Origin of the sequence: Aquabacterium humicola (genome assembly GCF_030167915.1) — a bacterium.
Taxonomy (GTDB): domain Bacteria; phylum Pseudomonadota; class Gammaproteobacteria; order Burkholderiales; family Burkholderiaceae_C; genus Pseudaquabacterium; species Pseudaquabacterium humicola.
In genome coordinates this window covers 397,886-415,854 of sequence record NZ_JARGNB010000002.1, presented here as the reverse complement: position 1 = coordinate 415,854, position 17,969 = coordinate 397,886, and the positions used below count along the sequence as shown (strand labels likewise).

Here is a 17,969-nt window from a genome sequence, read left to right as displayed (position 1 = left end):
GTGTCCGGGCACTCATCCAAATCCGCCCAGCGTCCGTCGCCACTGCCGTCTTCAACCCGGCCCCGTCGCCGTGCAAGGCTTGACGTATCCGATGTCCTGCGAGACCAGTTGCGACCACTCCTCGGCACTGAGATCGGGGTCGACCTTGCTGCAGAGCAGGCCCAACCACCGCGGGAAGACGGGCCAGAGGCGCACCGTGCGATCCCGTCCGGCTGATGCAATGACGCCGTCCTTGCCGAAGGCGAGCGACAAGCTGACGTGACCCTTCAGCGGTATGCCGACGCTTTCACCGCTCCTGGAATTCCACAGCCGCACAGTGGAATCCTCGCCACCCGAAGCCAGCATCAGGCCGTCGGGGCTGAAGGCCAGCGCATTGACCCGGCCGACATGTCCGGCGAGCGGCAAGCTCGGCTGTGTCGGGCCACGCACTGTCCGGATCAGCACGTTGCCGCGCGAGTCGGCCGAGGCCAGCCGCTCTTCATGAAATGCCAGTGCCGATACCGCGGCTGAATGACCGCTGAGCGGCCGGCCGATGCGCGCCGCCGTCCTGCTGTCGTAAAGAAGCAGGTCACCATCCTGGAGCCCGACCGCGATGCGGTAGCCCGTCGCGCTGAACGCGAGACGCGTCGCTTGCGCGGGCAACTGGACCGACTGCGCCAGCAACTCGCCCGAGCGGCCATCCCATACCTTCAGCACGTTGTCGCTGCCGATCGAAGCGATGCGGTCACCGTCCGGCGAGTAGGCGACGGACCTGGCACGCGCAGCGTGGGCCGGGATTGACAATGCGGGCGCGCGCTTCTCGAAGTCCCAAACGATCAGCGATCCTCGACTGTCCGAACCGACCACGCGCTTGCCAGGCCCAAAGGCCACTGGAGTCCACGGGCCGCCGTCCATGCGCGTCGTGGGCCTGTTCATGCGCGATCCCGTGATGTCCCACGTCAGGCTGGTGAGATCGTCCTGCACCACGCTCACCGCGATGCCATCCTCATCGAAACGGACCAGCGAGACTGGTCTGAACGCACGGAACAAGGACTCCCCCGGGATCCACGTCCTTGCCAGCCAGACGCGACCCGTTCCATCGTCGCCCGTCGACAGCAGCCGTGCTCCGTCGGGGCTGAACGCGACGTGACGCACCGCGCTGTCATGGCCTCTCAGTTCGGCGACTCGCCGCTCCCCCTGCCACACCCGGACCAGCTTGTCGTCACTTGCGGAAGCGACACGGCCATCCGAGTTGAAAGCCACGCTGGTGATGGCGTCCTCGTGGGCCGTGACGGAATGCAGGCGCTTGCCGCTCGCGACATCCCAGATGCGCAGCGCCTTGTCGTCGCCGCCGGATGCGAGCCGTTGGCCGTCGAAGCTGAACGCCAACGCGCGCACCGCCCCTTCGCCGTGAACCAGCGCGCCGAGGCCGGGCGCAGCGCGCCCCGGTGCGTCATAGAACCTGATCTGACCCTCGTCGGCACCCGATGCCAGCAGCTTGCCGTCTGGACTGAAAGCCACTGAATAGATACTCGTCGCCTTCGGATCCGACCAAGTACCAGTCTCGCGACCATCTTCGGTCCGCCACCAGCGCAGAGTGCCATCTTCGTCGCCCGAGACGAGCAAAGCGCCATCCGGGCTGAATGCCAGGGCGTGCACCGTGTTCTCATGGCCCTCCATGCGAGCGATCAGCTTTCCCGACTGCGCATCCCAAAGGCCGACGACGTTGAAGTCATCGCTCACCGCGACACGACGTCCATCGCGACTGATGGCGATCACCTGCGACGTAGCGGATGACCCGTCGCCGGCCGCCGCAGCGGGTGCCGCATCGAGCGCACCGGCGTACAACCCGCGCCACGCACCCTTGGCAAGATCCAACATGCCGATCCGCCCTGCCGAATCCACGCGCACCATTCCTCTTCCGTCTGGCGTGAAGATGGCCGTGCGACTGCCGGTCTCGATCAAGCGCTCCATCCGGGCGGTGCTCTTGATGGTTTCCAACAGTTGGCCCTTCACCGCAGGCAACTCGGGTGCTATCCGATGCGCCGCGACCAGCATGAGCAAGGCCTGACGATCGCTGCCGGGCCGCACACCTGCCAACGTGGCCTGCCCCTCCGTGGCAACCCTGAGTGCAACAGCCTGCCGCATGACCGCAGCAGACTTTCTTTCCGCGGCCTCCGCGCGATCTCGCTGCTCATCGGCCGTCGCGCGCAGGCGACGCTCGTTCTCCTGCTGCTCGACGGCCTTCTGCGCCAGCGCTTGCGCAAGTGCGGTCTGCTGGTGCGCGATATTCCGTTGCACCTGCGCCTCCGCGGCAGCCGCCTGCGCCTGGGACGCGGCCCGCGTTGCTGTCGCTGCCGCGGCGTCCGCCTCTTCGGTTCTGCCTTGCAGGCGAACGCTCTGCACAACGGCGAACAGGGCAAATGCCGATGTCAGCCCGAGCGCAACGATCAGCCGGTTTCGATCTTTCTTGAGGCGAAGCGCTTCGGCCCTTCGGCGCACGCCTTCTGCGGCCGCTTCCGCCACTTCACGGTCGCGCTGCCGCTGTGCCTCTGCCGCCTCTGCCGCCGCCTCGCTCATCCGGAGGTCGCGCGCCGCGACCACCACGCCAACCAGCCGGTCGTGGATCAACTCGACACGGTCGACGCCCGATTGCGGGTCCACGCGCAGCAACCGGCGCTTGTCAGTCAGCAGCGCGAGTTCGTCTCGGTGCAGGTGTCCGTCCTGCACCGCCAGATCGACCGGGTAGCTCGCGCGGTAGCGCTTGCCCTGGACCAAGTGGCCCTCGATGAAGCGCGGCACCCTGTCCGGCATGCCCGCCAGGGCGCATCGGTAGAAGTCCTGCAGGATGTCGGCGCCAGACGACATGAGCAGATCGGCGTCGATCAGCCTGCCCGCCGCACGGCGCGTATTGAGCTGCGTGCAGCACAGGCTCAGCAGTACCGGCTCGATGGCGACCTCCGCGTCGACGGCCTGCGTGTCGTTGTCGAGGTTGCCGACGAACTCGACGATGTCATGCTCGATGCCGGGCGCCAGTACGCGCTCGCCAGGCTCTTTGACCGCCTCGGTGGCTTGGCTGCGCGACATCGGCCGCAGGGCGAGGAAGTTTCGCAGCAGACTCGGAATGCCGCGTTCCCAATTCTTCAGGATCGGAAGGTAGTCCTCGCGGAACGAGATCAGCGTCCGATAGCGCTGGGTCTGAAGGTCCAAGGCGGACAGCCGGCTGCGCTCGACCGTGACCCCCGAAAGCTCCTCGGGCAGACGCGACTCGATCAGGTCGCCGAGAGCGTTCATGACGCTCGCCGCATCGAAGAATCCGCCCTGCCGTGGAGCGAAAAGCTCTTCGAACTGGTCGAATACCAGCACCGGAGTCAACGGATAGTTGTCGACGCTCCAAAGTTCGAGGTCTCGACGATGCAAGTAGTGCCAGATCGACTCGCCCTTTGCGGGCTCGGTGAATTCGGCGCCGCTCGAGCACAGCGCGTCCTGGAGTGCCTGCATCGCCTGCGCCATCGGCGGCAGTGGCGAGTCGGCATGGAGGTTCAGCCGCACGTAGACCGGCAAGTACGTCTTCTTCTCGCGCAGCAACGGAAAGAGCCCGGCTTGCAGCAAGGAGCTCTTGCCCAAGCCTGACTTGCCATAGAGCGCGACGTGAGGAAATTGGGTCACCAACCGCAGGAGTTCGAGCTTCTCTGAACGACGCCCCTTGAAGTAGCTACTCGAGTCCTCGTCGTAAGCAGCCAGTCCCGGCCAAGGGTTGTCGCTCGTCAGTCGCACGCCACTCGGTGCCGCGGGCAGGACGGCTGCGGCGGCGACGGCGCTCATTGCCCTGTCTCGCGAAAGGCACGCACCAGCTTCTTCAGATGCGCAGCGGTATCCGTGGTCGGCACGCCGCCAGGGCAATGGCCGAAGTGAAGACCGTTGATCCACTCCGGTGGGACGTTGCGATAGCCGTTCGGAACGAAGTCCGCGTCGACGATTTGCGGCACGATGAAGGTCTTGCCCATGATCGCCTGTTCACGATCGATCGCGGCCTTCCACTCCCGCCGGAAGTAGGTTTCCGTCAGAGCATCCGATTCACGGGAGATGAGCGGGATGAAGTATTCGCAACTGGCGATGCCGGCCTGAATGCTTCGTGCGAAGCGGTCGCCAGGCTCGATGGCGTTCCTGTCATACCAGACTTCCTGCGCGGACAGCCGCAGGTCGTTGCGCAAATAGGAGACAAGGGCCTCGGCCGCCACCTTGTCCCTGGTCCGGCTGTAGCTGATGAAGAACAGGGCCTGCTGCGCCGCTGCCTCCGACTCGCTGGCTCGCGCGAGGGCACGTTGCTCTTCGCGGACGGCATGGGCGGCGGTCCAGCGCCTGTGCAGTTCGGCGACAAACGCACGTGGCGACTGATTGGTGAGTACTTCCGTGTCGTGACTGAAGCTGCGCAGAAAGAGCGTGAGCCCGCCATCCCCCTGCGGCTCGTCGACCAGCCAGTCGCGCTTGTTGTTGTCCGCCAGCAGCCGCTGTTTGTTGGTGGCCCGCAGAAAGAACCGGCCGAGCCAGTCCGGAAAGTTCGAACCCAGCAGTAGAAGGTTGCGATCGCGAAGTTCGCCGAAGAACCGCTCGCGAGAATGACTACCTCTCGCTATGACGTTGTGCGCGTACTCGAGAACGTCCTCGTCGTGAATGGCGAACTGCGGCGCTTGGCTGGCCTTGCCGAACAGGTACAGCAAGTGGACCTCGGCCTGGCGCTCCCGCCAATCGGCAGGCAGGTCCGCATCCTTCATGCTGGTGGGCAGGTACGGTGAATGAACGATCTCCCGGACCGCAATCCGGCGCCGCAACGCACGCGCAAGCAGGTCGTCGGGCGTCAGGGTGACGAGCAGATCGAAGTCGGCGATCTCGGCGATCTGCCGAACCGGTTCGGGGATGACGAGGCCGGGGTTCGAAAGGATCTCCTGAATCAGATCACAGACATCACCGTACACGTCCTGCAGTTTCGTGTGCGGATTCTTCTGCCGAATCTCGCTGACGACGGCATTGAGCTCGCGGTATCGAGGCAGGGGTTCAGCGGTGTCCAGGTCATGCAGCACGCGAAGGCGTTGCGCGAGATCGTGCTGGAGGTTCCGCTCGCTGTCATCGCTCACCATCAGCTGCGGGCCGATGACAGGAACGACGAGGCGTTCGCTGATCTGGCTCAGCAGCCTGCGCCAGCCACTTTCGCTCATCACTCGCACGTTCCCCATGGCACCACGGCGAGTAGCGTACGCGCCAAGAACGCGAGCGGCCTCCACACAATCAATGAAGACGAGCACCCGGTAAAGGACGAGACCCGATACCCCTAGCTTGAAGTGCACTCTGTCATTTGATTCACGCAATAGGACGTCGTGGCAACACGCCGCTCACATGACGTCGCTCGAATGAACCCCATTCGAACGAGGGGAGCGTGGACATGGGGCATCCGATCCGGGGCGGCAGCCTGGTGCTGCTGGCCGCCCTGCTCGCCGCCTGCGGCGGCAGCGGCAGCAGCGAAGACAGCGAAGCCACCCGCACCGCCGAGCGCATCGCCCACGGCGGCGCGCTGGCCGCGCGCGTCGCGCAGACCCATCCGGCCTGCCAGGCGATCCGCCCGTTCTACTGGGAAGTGGGCGACACCCGCGGCGTGCTGGCCGGCGGCAGCGTCGGCAGCGGCGCGCCGGGCGCGACCACCGCGATGCCGATCGCCTCGGCGTCGAAGTGGGTGTGGAGCGCCTACGTCGTGCAGCGGCGTGGCGGCGTGTTGAGCGATGCCGACGTCAAGTTCCTGACCTTCCGCAGCGGCTACCACAGCATGGGCGCGCTGTCGTGCGACGACGCGCAGACGGTCGACGCCTGCCTGGACACCGGCTCGAACGGCCGCTACACCCGCCTGCACGACGGCAAGTTCTTCTACAACGGCGGCCACATGCAGCGCCAGGCCCACGAGCTGGGCCTGGGCGCCTACGGCCCGGCGGCGCTGACGGCCGAAGTGAGCGGCAAGATCGGCCAGTTCGGCTTCATCTACACGGCGCCGCAGCCGCCCGGCGGGCTGATCGCCAGCGCGACGCAGTACGGCGCCTTCCTGCGCCGCCTGCTCGACGGCAGCCTGCTGCTCGGCCGGCGCCTGGGCGACGAAGCGGTCTGCACCAACCCGCTGACCTGCGCCGACGCCGTCGACACGCCGGTGCCGCCGTCGTTGAGCTGGCACTACGCGCTCGGGCACTGGGTCGAGGACGACCCGCAGGCCGGCGACGGTGCGTTCAGCAGCCCCGGCGCATTCGGCTTCTACCCGTGGATCGATCCGTGGACGCGCAGCTACGGCGTCATCGCGCGGCAGCGCTTGAGCGGCGAGCAGGAAGGCTTCGCGTCGGCGCAGTGCGGCTACCAGATTCGCCGGGCCTGGCGCAGCGGCGGGGCGCTGAGCTGAGGCCGGGCGCCCGGCTCACTTCGCGATCCGGGCTTCCTGCATCGCCTCCTGCATCGCCGCCTGCATCTTCGGCATCAGCGTCTGCATCAGCGTCTGGGTCATCGCCATCGACTTCTGCACCACCACCGGCATCTTGTTGATGAAGGCCTGGCCTGCGGGGCTGCGGTAGAAGGCGATCAGGCCGTCGATCTCGGCCTGGTCGAAGGTCTCGGCGTAGAGCTTCACGAAGTGCGGCTTCAGCTTCGCCCAGCTCATCTCCTCGCGCATCACCGCGGTGAACTTCGCGGGGGCGGCGTCGAGCACGCGCTGCTGCTCGGCCGTAAGCGGCTTGCCCTGCGTGATGCCGCTCATCGACGTGCGCATCAGCTGCTCGACACCGGCGTAGGACGCCTCCATCGAGGCCTCGGCCCGCGACAGCTGCAGCAGGGTCTCGACCGACTCGACGCTCGCGGGTGCGGCATGCAGGCAGGCGCTGGCCAGCAGCGCGATGGCGAAGGTGGAGAGGCGGCGCATGACGTGGATCCGGTGGTGGTGATGGAGGCGATTGTCATGCGACACCCGGCCGGCACCCTCAACCCTCGTGCACCGCGTGAAGAACCGCCCCGATCACCAGCAGCGCCAGCGCCAGCACGTCGACCCACGCCACCCGCTGCAACGCCGCGTTGGCGCCCCCGACCGACCAGGCGAGCCAGACGAACGACCCGACGCTGACGACGCCCGCCGCGAGGGCCGCGGTGCGCAGGTCCGGACGGAAGGCGGCCCACAGCAGCCCTGCGGCGAGCAGGCCGAACAGCACCGCCCGGTGGCGCATCAGGATCTCGAGGTTGGACTCGGCGACCGGGATGCCGTACAGGTCCTGCAGCTGCGAGGCGCCGAGCACGCCGGCCAGCGGCAGCAGGTGGACGAGGGCGACGAGGACCAGGATCAGCGGGATGACGTAGCGCATGGACCGCGTTTCTAGCGGCTCCACGCGCCGCGCGCGATGACCTGCGAGGTAATGACCGGCCGGGACCATCGTCTACGATTCGTCCCGTGAGCCCGCACGGCCGCCCGAAGGGCGAACACCGGAGGGCGCAGCCCGAAGGTACTTCCGATGACCGCTTCGACCCTCCGCGACCAGACCCTCGGCGAGGAGATCGCCAACGCCATCAGCCACGGCATCGGCTGCCTGCTGGCAATCGCGTCGCTGCCGATCCTGGTGCACCACGCGGCCGTGCGCGGCAGCGCCGCCAACGTGATCGCCGCCAGCCTCTTCGCCGGCACCGCCATCGTGCTGTACCTGGTGTCCACGCTGTACCACGCGTTGCCGGCCGGCGCGGCGAAGCGCTGGTTCAACCGGCTCGACCACGCGTCGATCTACCTGTTCATCGCCGGCAGCTACATGCCCTTCGTGCTCGGCGTGCTGCGGGGCGCCTGGGGCTGGACGCTGTTCGGCATCGTCTGGGCCGCGGCGGGGCTGGGCATCGCGGCCAAGCTGTTCGACCGGCTGAAGCATCCGCTGTGGTCGACCGGGCTCTACGTCGCGATGGGCTGGGTGGCGCTGATCGCCGCGCAGCCGCTGGTGGAGCGCATGGCGCCCGCGGGCATCGCCTGGCTGGTGGCCGGCGGCCTGTCGTACACCGTCGGCGCGGTGCTGTTCCTGCTGGACTCGAAGCTGCGCTACGCGCACTTCGCCTGGCACCTGTTCGTCATCGGCGGCAGCACCTGCCACTTCTTCGCGGCGCTCTGGCATGCGTGACGCGGCCCGCGCGAGGCGGCAGGCCTGATGCCGCAGTTCACCCAACAATCCGAGCTGCCGATTCCGCCCGAAGCCTTCTGGGCCGGCATGTCGATGCGCGCGGTCAATGCCGAGCTGAACCCGCTGGTGCACATGACCGCGCCGCCCGGCTGGCGCGATGGCCCGCTCGACGCATGGCAGACGGGCCGCGTGCTGTTCCGCAGCTGGATCCTGCTGTTCGGGTTGCTGCCGGTCGACCGCCATGCGCTGCAGCTGCAGTCGGTGAACCCGGCTGGAGGCTTCGTCGAGGAATCCACCTCGTGGACCAACCGCCGCTGGCGGCATGAACGCAGCACCCGCGCCAGTCCGCGCGGCTGCGTGCTGACCGACCGGGTCACCGTCGAGAGCCGGCTGCCGGGGCTGGCCTGGCTGCTGCTGCCGGTGTATCGCGCGGTGTTCGCGCACCGCCACCGGCGGCTGCGCCGCCGTTACGGATGATCCGCGGCTGCGCCGCCGTTACGGATGATCTGCGGCTGCGCCGCCGTTACGGATGATCCGCGGCTGCGCCGCCGTTACGGATGACCCGCAGCTGCGCCGCCTGATGCGGCAGGCGTTCAGCCCGGCGCCGCCTGCCAGCGCGCATCGGCGGCGGCGCGCAGCACTTCCAGCAACTGCTCGGCGCCCACCGGCTTGGTCAGGTGCGCCTGGAAGCCGGCCTCGCCGGTGTTGCGGCGATCGCCGGCCTGGCCATATCCGGTCATCGCGGCGATGTACACCGCGGCGCCGCCCCTCTCGCGCAGCCTGCGAAGCACGGCGAACCCGTCGCTGCCGGGCATGTTCAGGTCCAGCAGCACCAGCTCCGGCGCGAACGTCTCGGCCGCGGCGAGGGCCTCGTCGCCGTCGTAGGCGCCGCGCGCCGGGTGGCCCAGCAATTGAAGGAAGCGCAGCATCGTGTCGGTGGCATCGCGGTTGTCGTCCACCACCAGCACGCGGCGGGTCGCCGTGGCAGGCGCCGGTGCGGCGGTGTCCACGGCGTCCACGGCGGTCGCCGGCAGGTCGGCCGCGGGCTCGCGCAGCGGCAGCACCATCGTGAAGCTGCTGCCCCGGCCGAGGCCCTCGCTGTGCGCGCTGAGCATGCCGCCGTGCTGCTCGACCAGCGACCGCGCCAGGCTCAGTCCGATGCCCAGGCCGCTCTGCGAGGGCTGACGCTCGGCGCCAGGCTCCTGGTGAAAGAGGTCGAAGATGCGTTCCAGCGCGGGTGCGGCGATGCCGACGCCGTTGTCGGTGACCGTGGTGACGCAACTGGCGCCCTCGACGCGCACGATCACGCGGACCTCGCCGCCTTCGGGCGTGTAGCGCACCGCGTTGTGCAGCAGGTTCTGCAGCGCCTGCGCCAGCCGTGTCGGATCGCCCCGCATCGGCAGCGCCGGCGGCAGCGCGCCCAGCAGCAGCAACTGGCGGCGTTCGTCGGCCAGCGGCCGGATCACGTCGACCGACGCCAGCACGACGTCGCGGTAGTCCAGCGGCACTTGCTCGACGGCGATCTTGCCGTTGACGATGCGTCCGACGTCGAGCAGGTCGTCGACCAGCCGCGTCAGGTGACCCACCTGGCGCTCGATGATGCGGCACATCGGCAGCGCCGCGGCCGGCAGCGCCGGCTGCAGCTGCAGCACGTTGGCCGCATTGCGGATCGGCGCCAGCGGGTTGCGCAGCTCGTGCGCCAGCATCGCGATGAACTCGTTGGTGCGCTGGCTGGCGTGTTCCAGCTCCAGCAGCCGGCGCTGTGCCGTCAGGTCGCGCGTGACCTTGGCGAAGCCGCGCAGCCGGCCGTCCTCGGAGCGCACCGGCGTGATCATCACGCTGGCCCAGAACAGCGTGCCGTCGCGCCGCACCCGCCAGCCCTGGGTTTCCGCGCGGCCGTCGCGCAGCGCGGTCCGCAGCTCCTGCTGCGGCTTGCCAGCGGCGATGTCGGCGGCAGTGAAGAACATCGAGAAGTCGCGCAGCAGCACCTCGTCGGCGGCATAGCCCTTGATTGCCGCGGCGCCGGCGTTCCAGGTCAGCACATGGCCGTCGGGGTCGAGCATGAAGATCGCGTAGTCGCGCACCGACTCGACCATCAGCCGCAGCTGTTCCTCGCTCTGCTGCAGCGCCTGCTCGTGCAGGCGGCGCTCGGTCAGGTCGCGCGTGACCTTGGAGAAGCCCTGCAGCGCGCCTTGCGCATCGCGCAGCGCGGTGATCACCACGCTGGCCCAGAAACGCGTGCCGTCCTTGCGCACGCGCCAGCCTTCGTCCTCGAAGCGGCCCTCGGCGCTGGCGCGTCGCAACTCTTCCCGGGGCCAGCCGCTGGCGGCCACGTCGGGCGGGTAGAAGGTCTCGAAGCTGCGGCCGATGATCTCGTCGGCGCGCCAGCCCTTGATGCGCTCGGCGCCCAGGTTCCAGGTCGCCACGCGGCCGTCGGTGTCCAGCAGGAAGATGGCGTAGTCGACCACGCTCTCCACCAACTGCCGGTAGCGCTCGTCGGTGGCCTGCAGCGCGACGCCCGCGCGGCCGCCCGCGCCCTGGCCGTCATCGATCGACGACTGCAGCGCGAGGGGATCGGTACCGGACGTGGGCATTCAGCGCAGCATAGGGCAATTGCCGCGCCGGCCAGGTCAGTGGCGGCTCACCAGCGCAGCACGTCGCCCAGTTCCAGCCGTTGCGCGGCCAGCGTTTCCAGCCAGGCGGTGGTGCGGTTGCGCATGCTGGCGTACAGCGCCTCGGCGCCGCGCACGTGCACGGCCCCGGGCCGCGTCAGCACCGCGACGATCGAGATGCCGCCATGCCGGTCGACCACCGACGCGAAACTCGCGCGCGCCCAGCAGTGGCCGCCATCCTTGCAGGCGAGCTTGAACGGCGCGACCCAGGCCGCGCCGTGCTCCAGCGACGTCCACAGCTCGCGCATCACCCGCATCGGCATGTCGGCGTGACGCAGGCGCAGCCACGATTCGCCGACCAGTTCGTGCGGGGCGAAGCCGGTGGCCCGGGTGATCGCCGGGCTGCAGTAGCGGATGCGCTGCCGCAGGTCCAGCGTCAGGACGAGGATGGAGCCACGCTCGATGTGGTGGGCCGCGGGGGCCAGCGAGACAGGAGGGATCACGGGGCGCGGCGGGTCGGGTTGTTCGGGTCCATGACTTCTGCTTTCGGCAGCAGCCGCCCGGACTGAACCCACCGTGCGTGGGGAGTTCTCGTTTTCCCGCGTCGGGAGCGTTCAGAGGGGTCCGCGCCGGAGCGCGGCCTGCGCCGCTTGCCGCAAGACTTGCCGCCGGCCGCTAGGGCGCCGGGGCGTCACCGCTGGGCTCGGCGCGCGCCGCGGCGCCGCGCGGTCGCTCGCCCGCCGCCTTGGCGTCGATGAGCTCGCGGCAACGCGCCTCGTTCGAGCGCAGCCCGGCCTCGAGGATCACCGGCACGCCCTCGGGCCAGCGCCATCCGCCGGCGGCGTCGTGCGCGATCGCCCGCTGGTAGGCCTCGGCGGCCTGCCGGTCCTCGGCGATGCAGGCGTCGAGCAGCGCATCGATGCCGTGGTCGCCGGCGGGGAAGCCCGGGCCGGCCGGATCGGAGGCCAGGGTGTCCGTCAGGCCCGACGGTGGCGTGCCGCACAGCAGCACCACCGCATCGCTGAGGCGCTGCGCGTTGCCGCGGTGCGCGGCAGAGTGCAGCAGCAGCAGCGCGTTCATCGGCCCCGAGTCGATCCGTGCCGCGCTGGCATCGCAGCGCCGCTGCGCCGCGGTCTCGAGCGCGAACAGGTGGTCCAGCATCGCCTGCGCGGCGGGATGCGGATCGCTCATGGCGTCGCTCCTTCGGCCGATCGAAGGATGCGCCGGGCGACCGGTCGGCCGCCGCGGCGCATCGGCTGCGTCAATGACGCGTTAGCAAGGCCTCATCGGCCCGCCGCTTCACTCGCGGCCGCGCTGCCCCTGGCCGCTGCGGTCGCCTTGCTTGCCGGACTGGTTGCCCGACTGGCTGTCGGACTGGTTGCCAGCCTGGTTGCCCGACTGGTTTCCGGACTTGCGGCCGGCCTGGTCGCCCTGCTGGCTGTTGCGGCCCTGGTCCTCGTCACGCGCCATGCCGCGGTCCTCGTCGTCGCGCTGCTGCTGGCGCCCGCCCTGGTTCTGGCCGGCCTCGTTCTGGCCGCCCTGGCCCGCCTGGTTGCCCTGGCGCTGGTTCTGGTCCTGCTGTTGATCTCGCTTCTGGTCAGGCATCTCTATCTCCTGGAGTGATGTGGATAGCCGGCTCCACTGCCGACGCCAACGGCGAGGCAAGTGCGGTGCCCGCCGCCGCCGCGCCCACCGTGCCACCCTGCGCCGGGGGAAGCGGGCACCGGGCTTGCTGCGACGCGGGATGGAGTCGCTGCTGCAAAGGGCCGAATGCGAGCACTTGCGCATCGGCGACACGCCGGTCACCGCCGGCGCGCTGATCCAGGTCGGCGTGTCGGCATGCTCATCGACCCCAGGAGGTGATGCGATGAAGCCCACTTCTCCCACGACGCCCACTGCTCCCTCTTCGCCGTCTTCGTCCGAACGTCCTGCGGGCGCCCCCGCGCCATCGCCCAAGCCCCCGCCGCCGCTCACCGGGGAGGTGGTGCATGACATGCCGGATGAGCGGCCACGGGACGACTACGAGCGGGATGACCCGGACGAGCGCGCGGGGCTGCGGCGGCCGCGCGGAGGCACCCCGAACGTGCCTCGCGGCTGATTCAGGCCGCCGCCGCCGCGCGCTGCAAACGGGCGAAGTACTCGGACTTGCCGGTCTTGTGCAGCTGGGTCCAGGCCTGCAGCACCTCGTCCTCGTACAACCCGAGCTGCAGAAAGATCTCCCGCGCGAAGTCGACGGACGCCGTGCCAGCCGCGGTGATCAGACCGCGGTCGTTGACCACCGCCTCGTCGCGGTAGGCGTCGGCCCCCGCATAGCCGGTGCCGGCGAGGTACGACGCCGCATTGCTCGTGTGCGGGCGGCGGTCCAGCCAGCCGCGCCGCGCGAGGCCGGCCGTGGCACCGCAGATCGCCGCGACCGGGATGCCGCGCTCGATGAACTCGCCGGCGCGATCCAGCGCCTCGACATGGCCGTCGGCGTCTTCCCAGTTCGGGCCGCCCGGCAGGATCAGCAGCGCGCTGTCCGCGTCCTTCAGCTGCGACAGCGCGAGGTCCGGCAGCACCGACACCCCGCCCATCGATTGCACCAGGCCACCGCCGGCGGCGACGGTGCGCACCTGGTAGCGGCCGGGCTCGCGTTGCCAGTCCGGCGAATGGATGCCGGCGATCGCGTGGGCGGGTTCCCAGTCCGCATAGCCGGGAAAGACGTAGAGGTGCACGAAACGCAGCATGGCGGCCAGCCTTCGTCGAGCGGTGTAAGCGATGCGCGGCGGCGGCAAGCGACGTTCCCGCGCCGCGTGCCGCGGCCGGCCCTTCGGCGCGGCGGGCACGCCCCTTGCCAGACGCCGTGGAACATCGCCTCACCGCAGGACATCACCACCATGGACAAGCAGTCCCCTCCGACCAGTTTCGGCGTCTTCAAACCGGTTGGACATGTGCTGATCCAGTTCGCCAATCTGCGCGATCTCGAGGCCGCCGCCGAATCGATCGAGCGGCTGGGCGTGGCGCTGGCCGACATGGCGATGTACACGCCGCGACAGATGATCGAGCAGATCGACAAGGAGATGCAGGCCGCGAGCGGCGTCTCGGCGATCGGCCAGGAGATCAACCTGAGCAAGGCGCACCGCGCCGCCGCCGAGAAGGGGCGCCACTTCCTGGTGGTTGCGGCACCGACGGACGAGCAGGCGCAGCGCATCGCCGACGCCGCGCGGCCCTGGCGGGCCGAGCGCGCCCAGCACTACGGCCGCTTCATCATCGAGGAACTGATCGAGCCGGCGCAGCCGCAGCCGCAGGTGGCCGAGTCGCCCGACCGCGGGCTCGACGCGCAGAGCCCCTCCGGCACCGAGGAGGAGCGCATGGTCCGCGACGAAGCCGCGCACGCCCGGCGCTGAACCACGGTGTCCGCCTACCCGACTTCCCAGACCTCGCTGAGCGAACAGGGCGCCGGCGCCCTCGCCAAAGGCGATCCGCTGCCGCGCATCGTGCCGCAGCCTCTGCCGCCGCAGAGCTCCGACGACGACGAGCTCGAGGCCCTGCGCCAGGCGCGCCGTCGCCGCGACGGCCCCCGCCTGCCCGAGCGGCTGGCGCCGCAGCTCGCGCTGGCGAGCACGCGGCTGCCGGTCGGCGGCGACTGGCGCGCGGAAATCAAGTTCGACGGCTACCGGCTGCTCGCCCGCGTCGAGGCGAGCGGCGCGGTGCGCCTGTTCACCCGCAACGGCCAGGACTGGACGGCGCGCCTGGGGCGACTGGCGCAGGCGGTCGGCGCGATCGCCCCGCCGAACAGCTGGCTCGACGGCGAGATCGTCGTGCCCGGTGACGATGGCCGCGCCGACTTCAACCGGCTGCAGAACGCGCTCGACGGCGCGACCGGCGAGGTGCCGGGCTTGACCGGCGATCGCACAGGCGACCACGCCGCAGGCCAGCGCAGCGATGCGGTGGTCTTCTGGCTCTTCGACGCCCCCTTCCTCGACGGGCGGGACCTGCGCGAGCTGCCGCTGCGCGAGCGCCGCGCGCGCCTGCAACGGCTGTTCGGCGATCGGGCCGAGGGCGACGGCCCCGCCGCCCGCGTGCGCTTCAGCGCCGACCTGGGCGGCGACCTCGCGTCGGCCTTGCGCCGCGCCTGCGCCGACCGGCTCGAAGGCGTGGTCGCCAAGCGCCAGGACGCGCCCTACGTCAGCCGGCGCAGCGACAGCTGGCTGAAGCTGAAGTGCCAGCTGCGGCAGGAATTCGTCATCGGCGGCTTCACCGACCGCGCCGATTCCGCGCAGGCGGTCGGCAGCCTGCTGCTGGGCCACTACGACCACAACGGCCGGCTGCTCAGCGCCGGCCGTGTCGGCACCGGCTTCGACGTGACAACCGCGATCGAGCTGCGGCGCCGCCTGGCGGCCCTGCAGACCGGCCACTCGCCGTTCGAAGGCGACGAGGCCCGCCACCACTCCCGCGGCGCGGCCAGCGGCCGGCCGCACTGGGTGCGACCCCGCGTGGTGGCCGAGGTCAGCTTCAGCGAATGGACACCCGAAGGCCAGGTGCGCCACGCGGTGTTCCAGGGCCTGCGGCGCGACAAGCCGCCGCGCCAGGTGCACCGCGAGGCGACGCTCGGGGAACCTGGGCCGGCGCTCGCCGCGGCCGCCGGCGAAGGCCCCAGGGCGGTGGCGGCCGCGCACGAGACCCTGCTGCCGCCGCCGGCGTCGGCCGGCGCGCCACCCTCGGGCGGCGGCAACCGCGGCGGCGACCGCAGCGACGACGGCACGCCGGTGGTCGCCGGCATCGTCGTCAGCCATCCCGAGCGGGTGATCGATGCCCGCAGCGGCGCCCGCAAGCTCGACCTGGTGCGCTACTACGAGGCGATCGCCGAGCACCTGCTGCCGCACCTGCGCGGCCGGCCCGTCGCGCTGCTGCGCGCGCCCGGCGGCGTCGACGGCGAAACCTTCTTCCAGCGCCATGCCGGCCAGCTGCGCATCCCGGGGCTGCGTGTGCTGGACCCGGTGCTGTGGCCCGGCCACGAGCCGCTGATCGAGATCACCAGCGTCGAGGCGCTGGTCGGCGCGGCGCAGATGAACGTGGTCGAGTTCCACGGCTGGAATGCCGCGAGCCGGCGTGTCGACCTGCCCAACCGCATGGTGCTGGACCTCGATCCCGGCGAAGGCGTGGCGTGGGAAACGGTGCGCGAGTCCGCCGCGCTGGTGCGCGACGCGCTGGACGAGCTGGGCCTGCGCTCCTGGCTGAAGACCAGCGGCGGCAAGGGCCTGCACGTGGTGGTGCCGATCGCCGCGCGCTGGCCGGCCGACGTGGTGCGCGGCTTCTCGCGCCTGCTGGTGCGCCACCTGGCGCGCGGCTTCCCGGAGCGCTTCGTCGCCACCAGCGGCGCCTCGAACCGGATCGGCCGCATCTTCGTCGACTACCTGCGCAACGGGCTCGGCGCGACCACCGCGGTGGCCTTCTCGGCCCGCGCGCGGCCCGGGCTGGGCGTGTCGATGCCGGTGCCCTGGGAGCGGCTGGACATGGTGGAGTCGGGCGCGCACTGGACCATCGCCGACGCCGCGCAGCATGTGCGGCGCTGGTCCCGCGATCCGTGGACCGGCTTCTTCGCCAGCCGCCAGGGACTGACCGCGGCGATGAAGCGGCTGGGCTTCGACGCGGCGGCCTCGGCGAACGAGGAAGTGGCGTGAACCGCACCGCTGCCCCTGGTGGCCTGGGCGGCGCCGGCATACAGTCGTCGTTCCCCCATCAGGAGGTCACGCCATGCCGATTCGTACTTCCTCGCTGACCAAGCGCATCTCGCAGAACGGACAGCAACTGCACCGGGCGCGCGAGAAGCGCCTCGAGGCCCAGGGCGCGGGCGACGCCCCCTCGGCCGAGGAGGACGCGCTGCTGGCCGAACGCGCACAGCTGAAGCAGGAGCGCGCGCAACGCGAGGCCCGCGCGGCCGGGCCGCGGCCCACCGCCGTCGAGCGCCTCGCGCGCACGCACCATCCCGAAGCCAAGGGCGGGCCGAAGGCGACGAAGGCCGCCAAGGACGGCAACGGCGCCGGCAAGTCCGCCAAGCCGCATCGCACGCGCGCCGAGAAGGCCGCCGCGAAGGCGGCCGCGCTCGACGAGGCGCGCCGCCGGCCGAAGGCCGCGGCGAAGCACTGAGTCGGCGCGGTCAGGCGCGGCGCGGCGCCCGGGCGCGGCGGGCGGCCTTCGCAGCCGCCTTCTCGCCGCGCGGCTCGGCCGGCGAATGTGCCTTCTCGGCGCGCCTGGCCGAGGCCTTTGCCGGCCGCTCGCCGGCCGCTGACGACGACTTCGCCGGCGCCTTGCGCTCGCCCAGGCTGCGCTTGAGCAGGTCCGCCAGGTCGATGACCGTCGCGCTGGTCTCCGGCGCCGGCTCGCGCGCCTCGATGCGATGCGTCTTGCCCGCCTCGCTGCGTTCCTTCACCAGGGCACGGATCTGCTCGGCGAAGCGGTCGTGGTAGCGGTCGACCTGGAACGGCGAGACCATCTCGCGCACCAGCTTCGAGGCCATCTCCAGCTCCGCTGCCTTGAGCTTCGCGCTGCCGCGTCCTTCGGGCGGCAGCGACAGTTCCTCCCAGGTGCGGATCTCCTCCGACCAGCGCAGGGTGTTCAACATCAGCGCAGGCCCCGCCGGCACCAGCGCGGCGAGGTGTTCCTTCAGATGCATCACGACCCGCGCGATGCCGATCACCTGCTCCTGCTGCATCGCCTCGCGCAGCAGCGCATAGACCTTGTCGGCGCCCCGGCCCGACGGCTCCAGGTAGCACGGCTTCTCCAGGTGCACGAACGGCACCTCGCCCGCCTGCACGAAATGCTCGATGGCGATGGTCTGCATCGTCTTCGGGTAGGCCTCGGCAATCTCCTCGTCGGATAGCAGCACGTAGTCGTCGCTGCCCGCGAGCTTCACGCCGCGCACGATCTGTTCCTTGTCGATCTCGCGGCCGGTGCGCTTGTTGACGCGCTTGTAGCCCACCGGGTCGAGGTTGCGCTTGTCGAGCCAGTCGAAGTCGATGCCCGATTCGCTCGAGGCCGGATACATCGCCACCGGCACGTGCACCAGGCCGAAGCTGATCGCGCCTTTCCAGATCGCACGCGGCATGCCGTTCTCCCGTCTCGACAAGGATCGATGCCGCCGATCGGCAAGCGCCATGCCGCGTGACCGGCACGCGGTTTGCCACGGCGTGCCATGGCGCGGGTCCATGAAATCCGCGCGAGGAGA

At 70.3% G+C, this 17,969-nt stretch carries 16 protein-coding genes; 6 read left to right on the top strand and 10 right to left on the bottom strand.

What is annotated here, in order from left to right:
* Positions 1-51: 51 nt before the first annotated feature.
* Positions 52-3,804 carry a WD40 repeat domain-containing protein gene (locus tag P1K89_RS12205; RefSeq protein ID WP_284616722.1) on the bottom strand — a complete coding sequence of 1,251 codons (3,753 nt, stop codon included), beginning with the start codon at positions 3,802-3,804 and terminating at the stop codon, positions 52-54.
* A complete protein-coding gene (locus P1K89_RS12200; protein WP_284616721.1) occupies positions 3,801-5,195 on the bottom strand; it encodes a toll/interleukin-1 receptor domain-containing protein in 1,395 nt (464 codons plus the stop codon). Before P1K89_RS12200 ends, P1K89_RS12205 begins: the two co-directional genes overlap by 4 nt.
* Before the next feature lie 224 nt (positions 5,196-5,419).
* Between P1K89_RS12200 and P1K89_RS12195 the strand changes: the two genes are divergently transcribed.
* Entirely contained in the window at positions 5,420-6,412 is a 993-nt protein-coding gene (locus P1K89_RS12195; RefSeq protein WP_284616720.1) for a serine hydrolase family protein, read from the top strand.
* 15 nt (positions 6,413-6,427) lie between these two features.
* Here P1K89_RS12195 and P1K89_RS12190 read toward each other — a convergent pair whose 3' ends face one another.
* Together P1K89_RS12190 and P1K89_RS12185 are read right to left on the bottom strand one after the other, a co-directional pair.
* Complete coding sequence (locus P1K89_RS12190) at positions 6,428-6,925, bottom strand: DUF2059 domain-containing protein (protein WP_284616719.1); 498 nt, start codon at positions 6,923-6,925, stop codon at positions 6,428-6,430.
* 58 nt (positions 6,926-6,983) lie between these two features.
* Complete coding sequence (locus P1K89_RS12185; protein ID WP_284616717.1) at positions 6,984-7,358, bottom strand: phosphopantetheine adenylyltransferase; 375 nt, start codon at positions 7,356-7,358, stop codon at positions 6,984-6,986.
* A gap of 147 nt (positions 7,359-7,505) precedes the next feature.
* Here P1K89_RS12185 and trhA point away from each other — a divergent pair, with 147 nt between their 5' ends.
* Together trhA and P1K89_RS12175 are read left to right on the top strand one after the other, a co-directional pair.
* The gene (gene trhA, locus P1K89_RS12180; protein ID WP_284616716.1) at positions 7,506-8,150 is read left to right on the top strand and encodes a PAQR family membrane homeostasis protein TrhA; all 645 of its coding nucleotides are present in this window, start codon (positions 7,506-7,508) and stop codon (positions 8,148-8,150) included.
* Between the two features lie 27 nt (positions 8,151-8,177).
* Positions 8,178-8,627, top strand: a complete 450-nt coding sequence (locus P1K89_RS12175; protein WP_284616715.1) for an Rv1443c family protein — start codon at positions 8,178-8,180, stop codon at positions 8,625-8,627.
* 116 nt (positions 8,628-8,743) lie between these two features.
* Here P1K89_RS12175 and P1K89_RS12170 read toward each other — a convergent pair whose 3' ends face one another.
* The 5 genes from P1K89_RS12170 to P1K89_RS12150 all read right to left on the bottom strand — a co-directional run bounded on the left by P1K89_RS12170 (position 8,744) and on the right by P1K89_RS12150 (position 13,488).
* The gene (locus tag P1K89_RS12170) at positions 8,744-10,744 is read right to left on the bottom strand and encodes a PAS domain-containing hybrid sensor histidine kinase/response regulator (RefSeq protein ID WP_284616714.1); all 2,001 of its coding nucleotides are present in this window, start codon (positions 10,742-10,744) and stop codon (positions 8,744-8,746) included.
* A 47-nt stretch (positions 10,745-10,791) separates the two neighbouring features.
* Entirely contained in the window at positions 10,792-11,265 is a 474-nt protein-coding gene (locus P1K89_RS12165; RefSeq protein ID WP_284616713.1) for a PAS domain-containing protein, read from the bottom strand.
* A 172-nt stretch (positions 11,266-11,437) separates the two neighbouring features.
* The gene (locus P1K89_RS12160) at positions 11,438-11,953 is read right to left on the bottom strand and encodes a hypothetical protein (RefSeq protein ID WP_284616712.1); all 516 of its coding nucleotides are present in this window, start codon (positions 11,951-11,953) and stop codon (positions 11,438-11,440) included.
* 108 nt (positions 11,954-12,061) lie between these two features.
* Positions 12,062-12,367 (bottom strand): hypothetical protein, encoded by a 306-nt coding sequence (locus P1K89_RS12155; RefSeq protein ID WP_284616711.1) that lies wholly within the window; start codon positions 12,365-12,367, stop codon positions 12,062-12,064.
* Between the two features lie 494 nt (positions 12,368-12,861).
* The gene (locus tag P1K89_RS12150) at positions 12,862-13,488 is read right to left on the bottom strand and encodes a DJ-1/PfpI family protein (RefSeq protein WP_284616710.1); all 627 of its coding nucleotides are present in this window, start codon (positions 13,486-13,488) and stop codon (positions 12,862-12,864) included.
* Positions 13,489-13,638: 150 nt separating this feature from the next.
* Here P1K89_RS12150 and P1K89_RS12145 point away from each other — a divergent pair, with 150 nt between their 5' ends.
* The 3 genes from P1K89_RS12145 to P1K89_RS12135 all read left to right on the top strand — a co-directional run bounded on the left by P1K89_RS12145 (position 13,639) and on the right by P1K89_RS12135 (position 16,891).
* Positions 13,639-14,148 (top strand): hypothetical protein, encoded by a 510-nt coding sequence (locus P1K89_RS12145; protein WP_284616709.1) that lies wholly within the window; start codon positions 13,639-13,641, stop codon positions 14,146-14,148.
* A gap of 6 nt (positions 14,149-14,154) precedes the next feature.
* Positions 14,155-16,425 carry a DNA ligase D gene (gene ligD, locus P1K89_RS12140; protein ID WP_284616708.1) on the top strand — a complete coding sequence of 757 codons (2,271 nt, stop codon included), beginning with the start codon at positions 14,155-14,157 and terminating at the stop codon, positions 16,423-16,425.
* Between the two features lie 73 nt (positions 16,426-16,498).
* On the top strand, positions 16,499-16,891 hold the full coding sequence (locus P1K89_RS12135; RefSeq protein WP_284616707.1) for a hypothetical protein: 393 nt from the start codon (positions 16,499-16,501) through the stop codon (positions 16,889-16,891).
* A 10-nt stretch (positions 16,892-16,901) separates the two neighbouring features.
* Here P1K89_RS12135 and ku read toward each other — a convergent pair whose 3' ends face one another.
* The gene (gene ku, locus P1K89_RS12130) at positions 16,902-17,849 is read right to left on the bottom strand and encodes a non-homologous end joining protein Ku (protein ID WP_284616706.1); all 948 of its coding nucleotides are present in this window, start codon (positions 17,847-17,849) and stop codon (positions 16,902-16,904) included.
* Between the last annotated feature and the right edge of the window lie 120 nt (positions 17,850-17,969).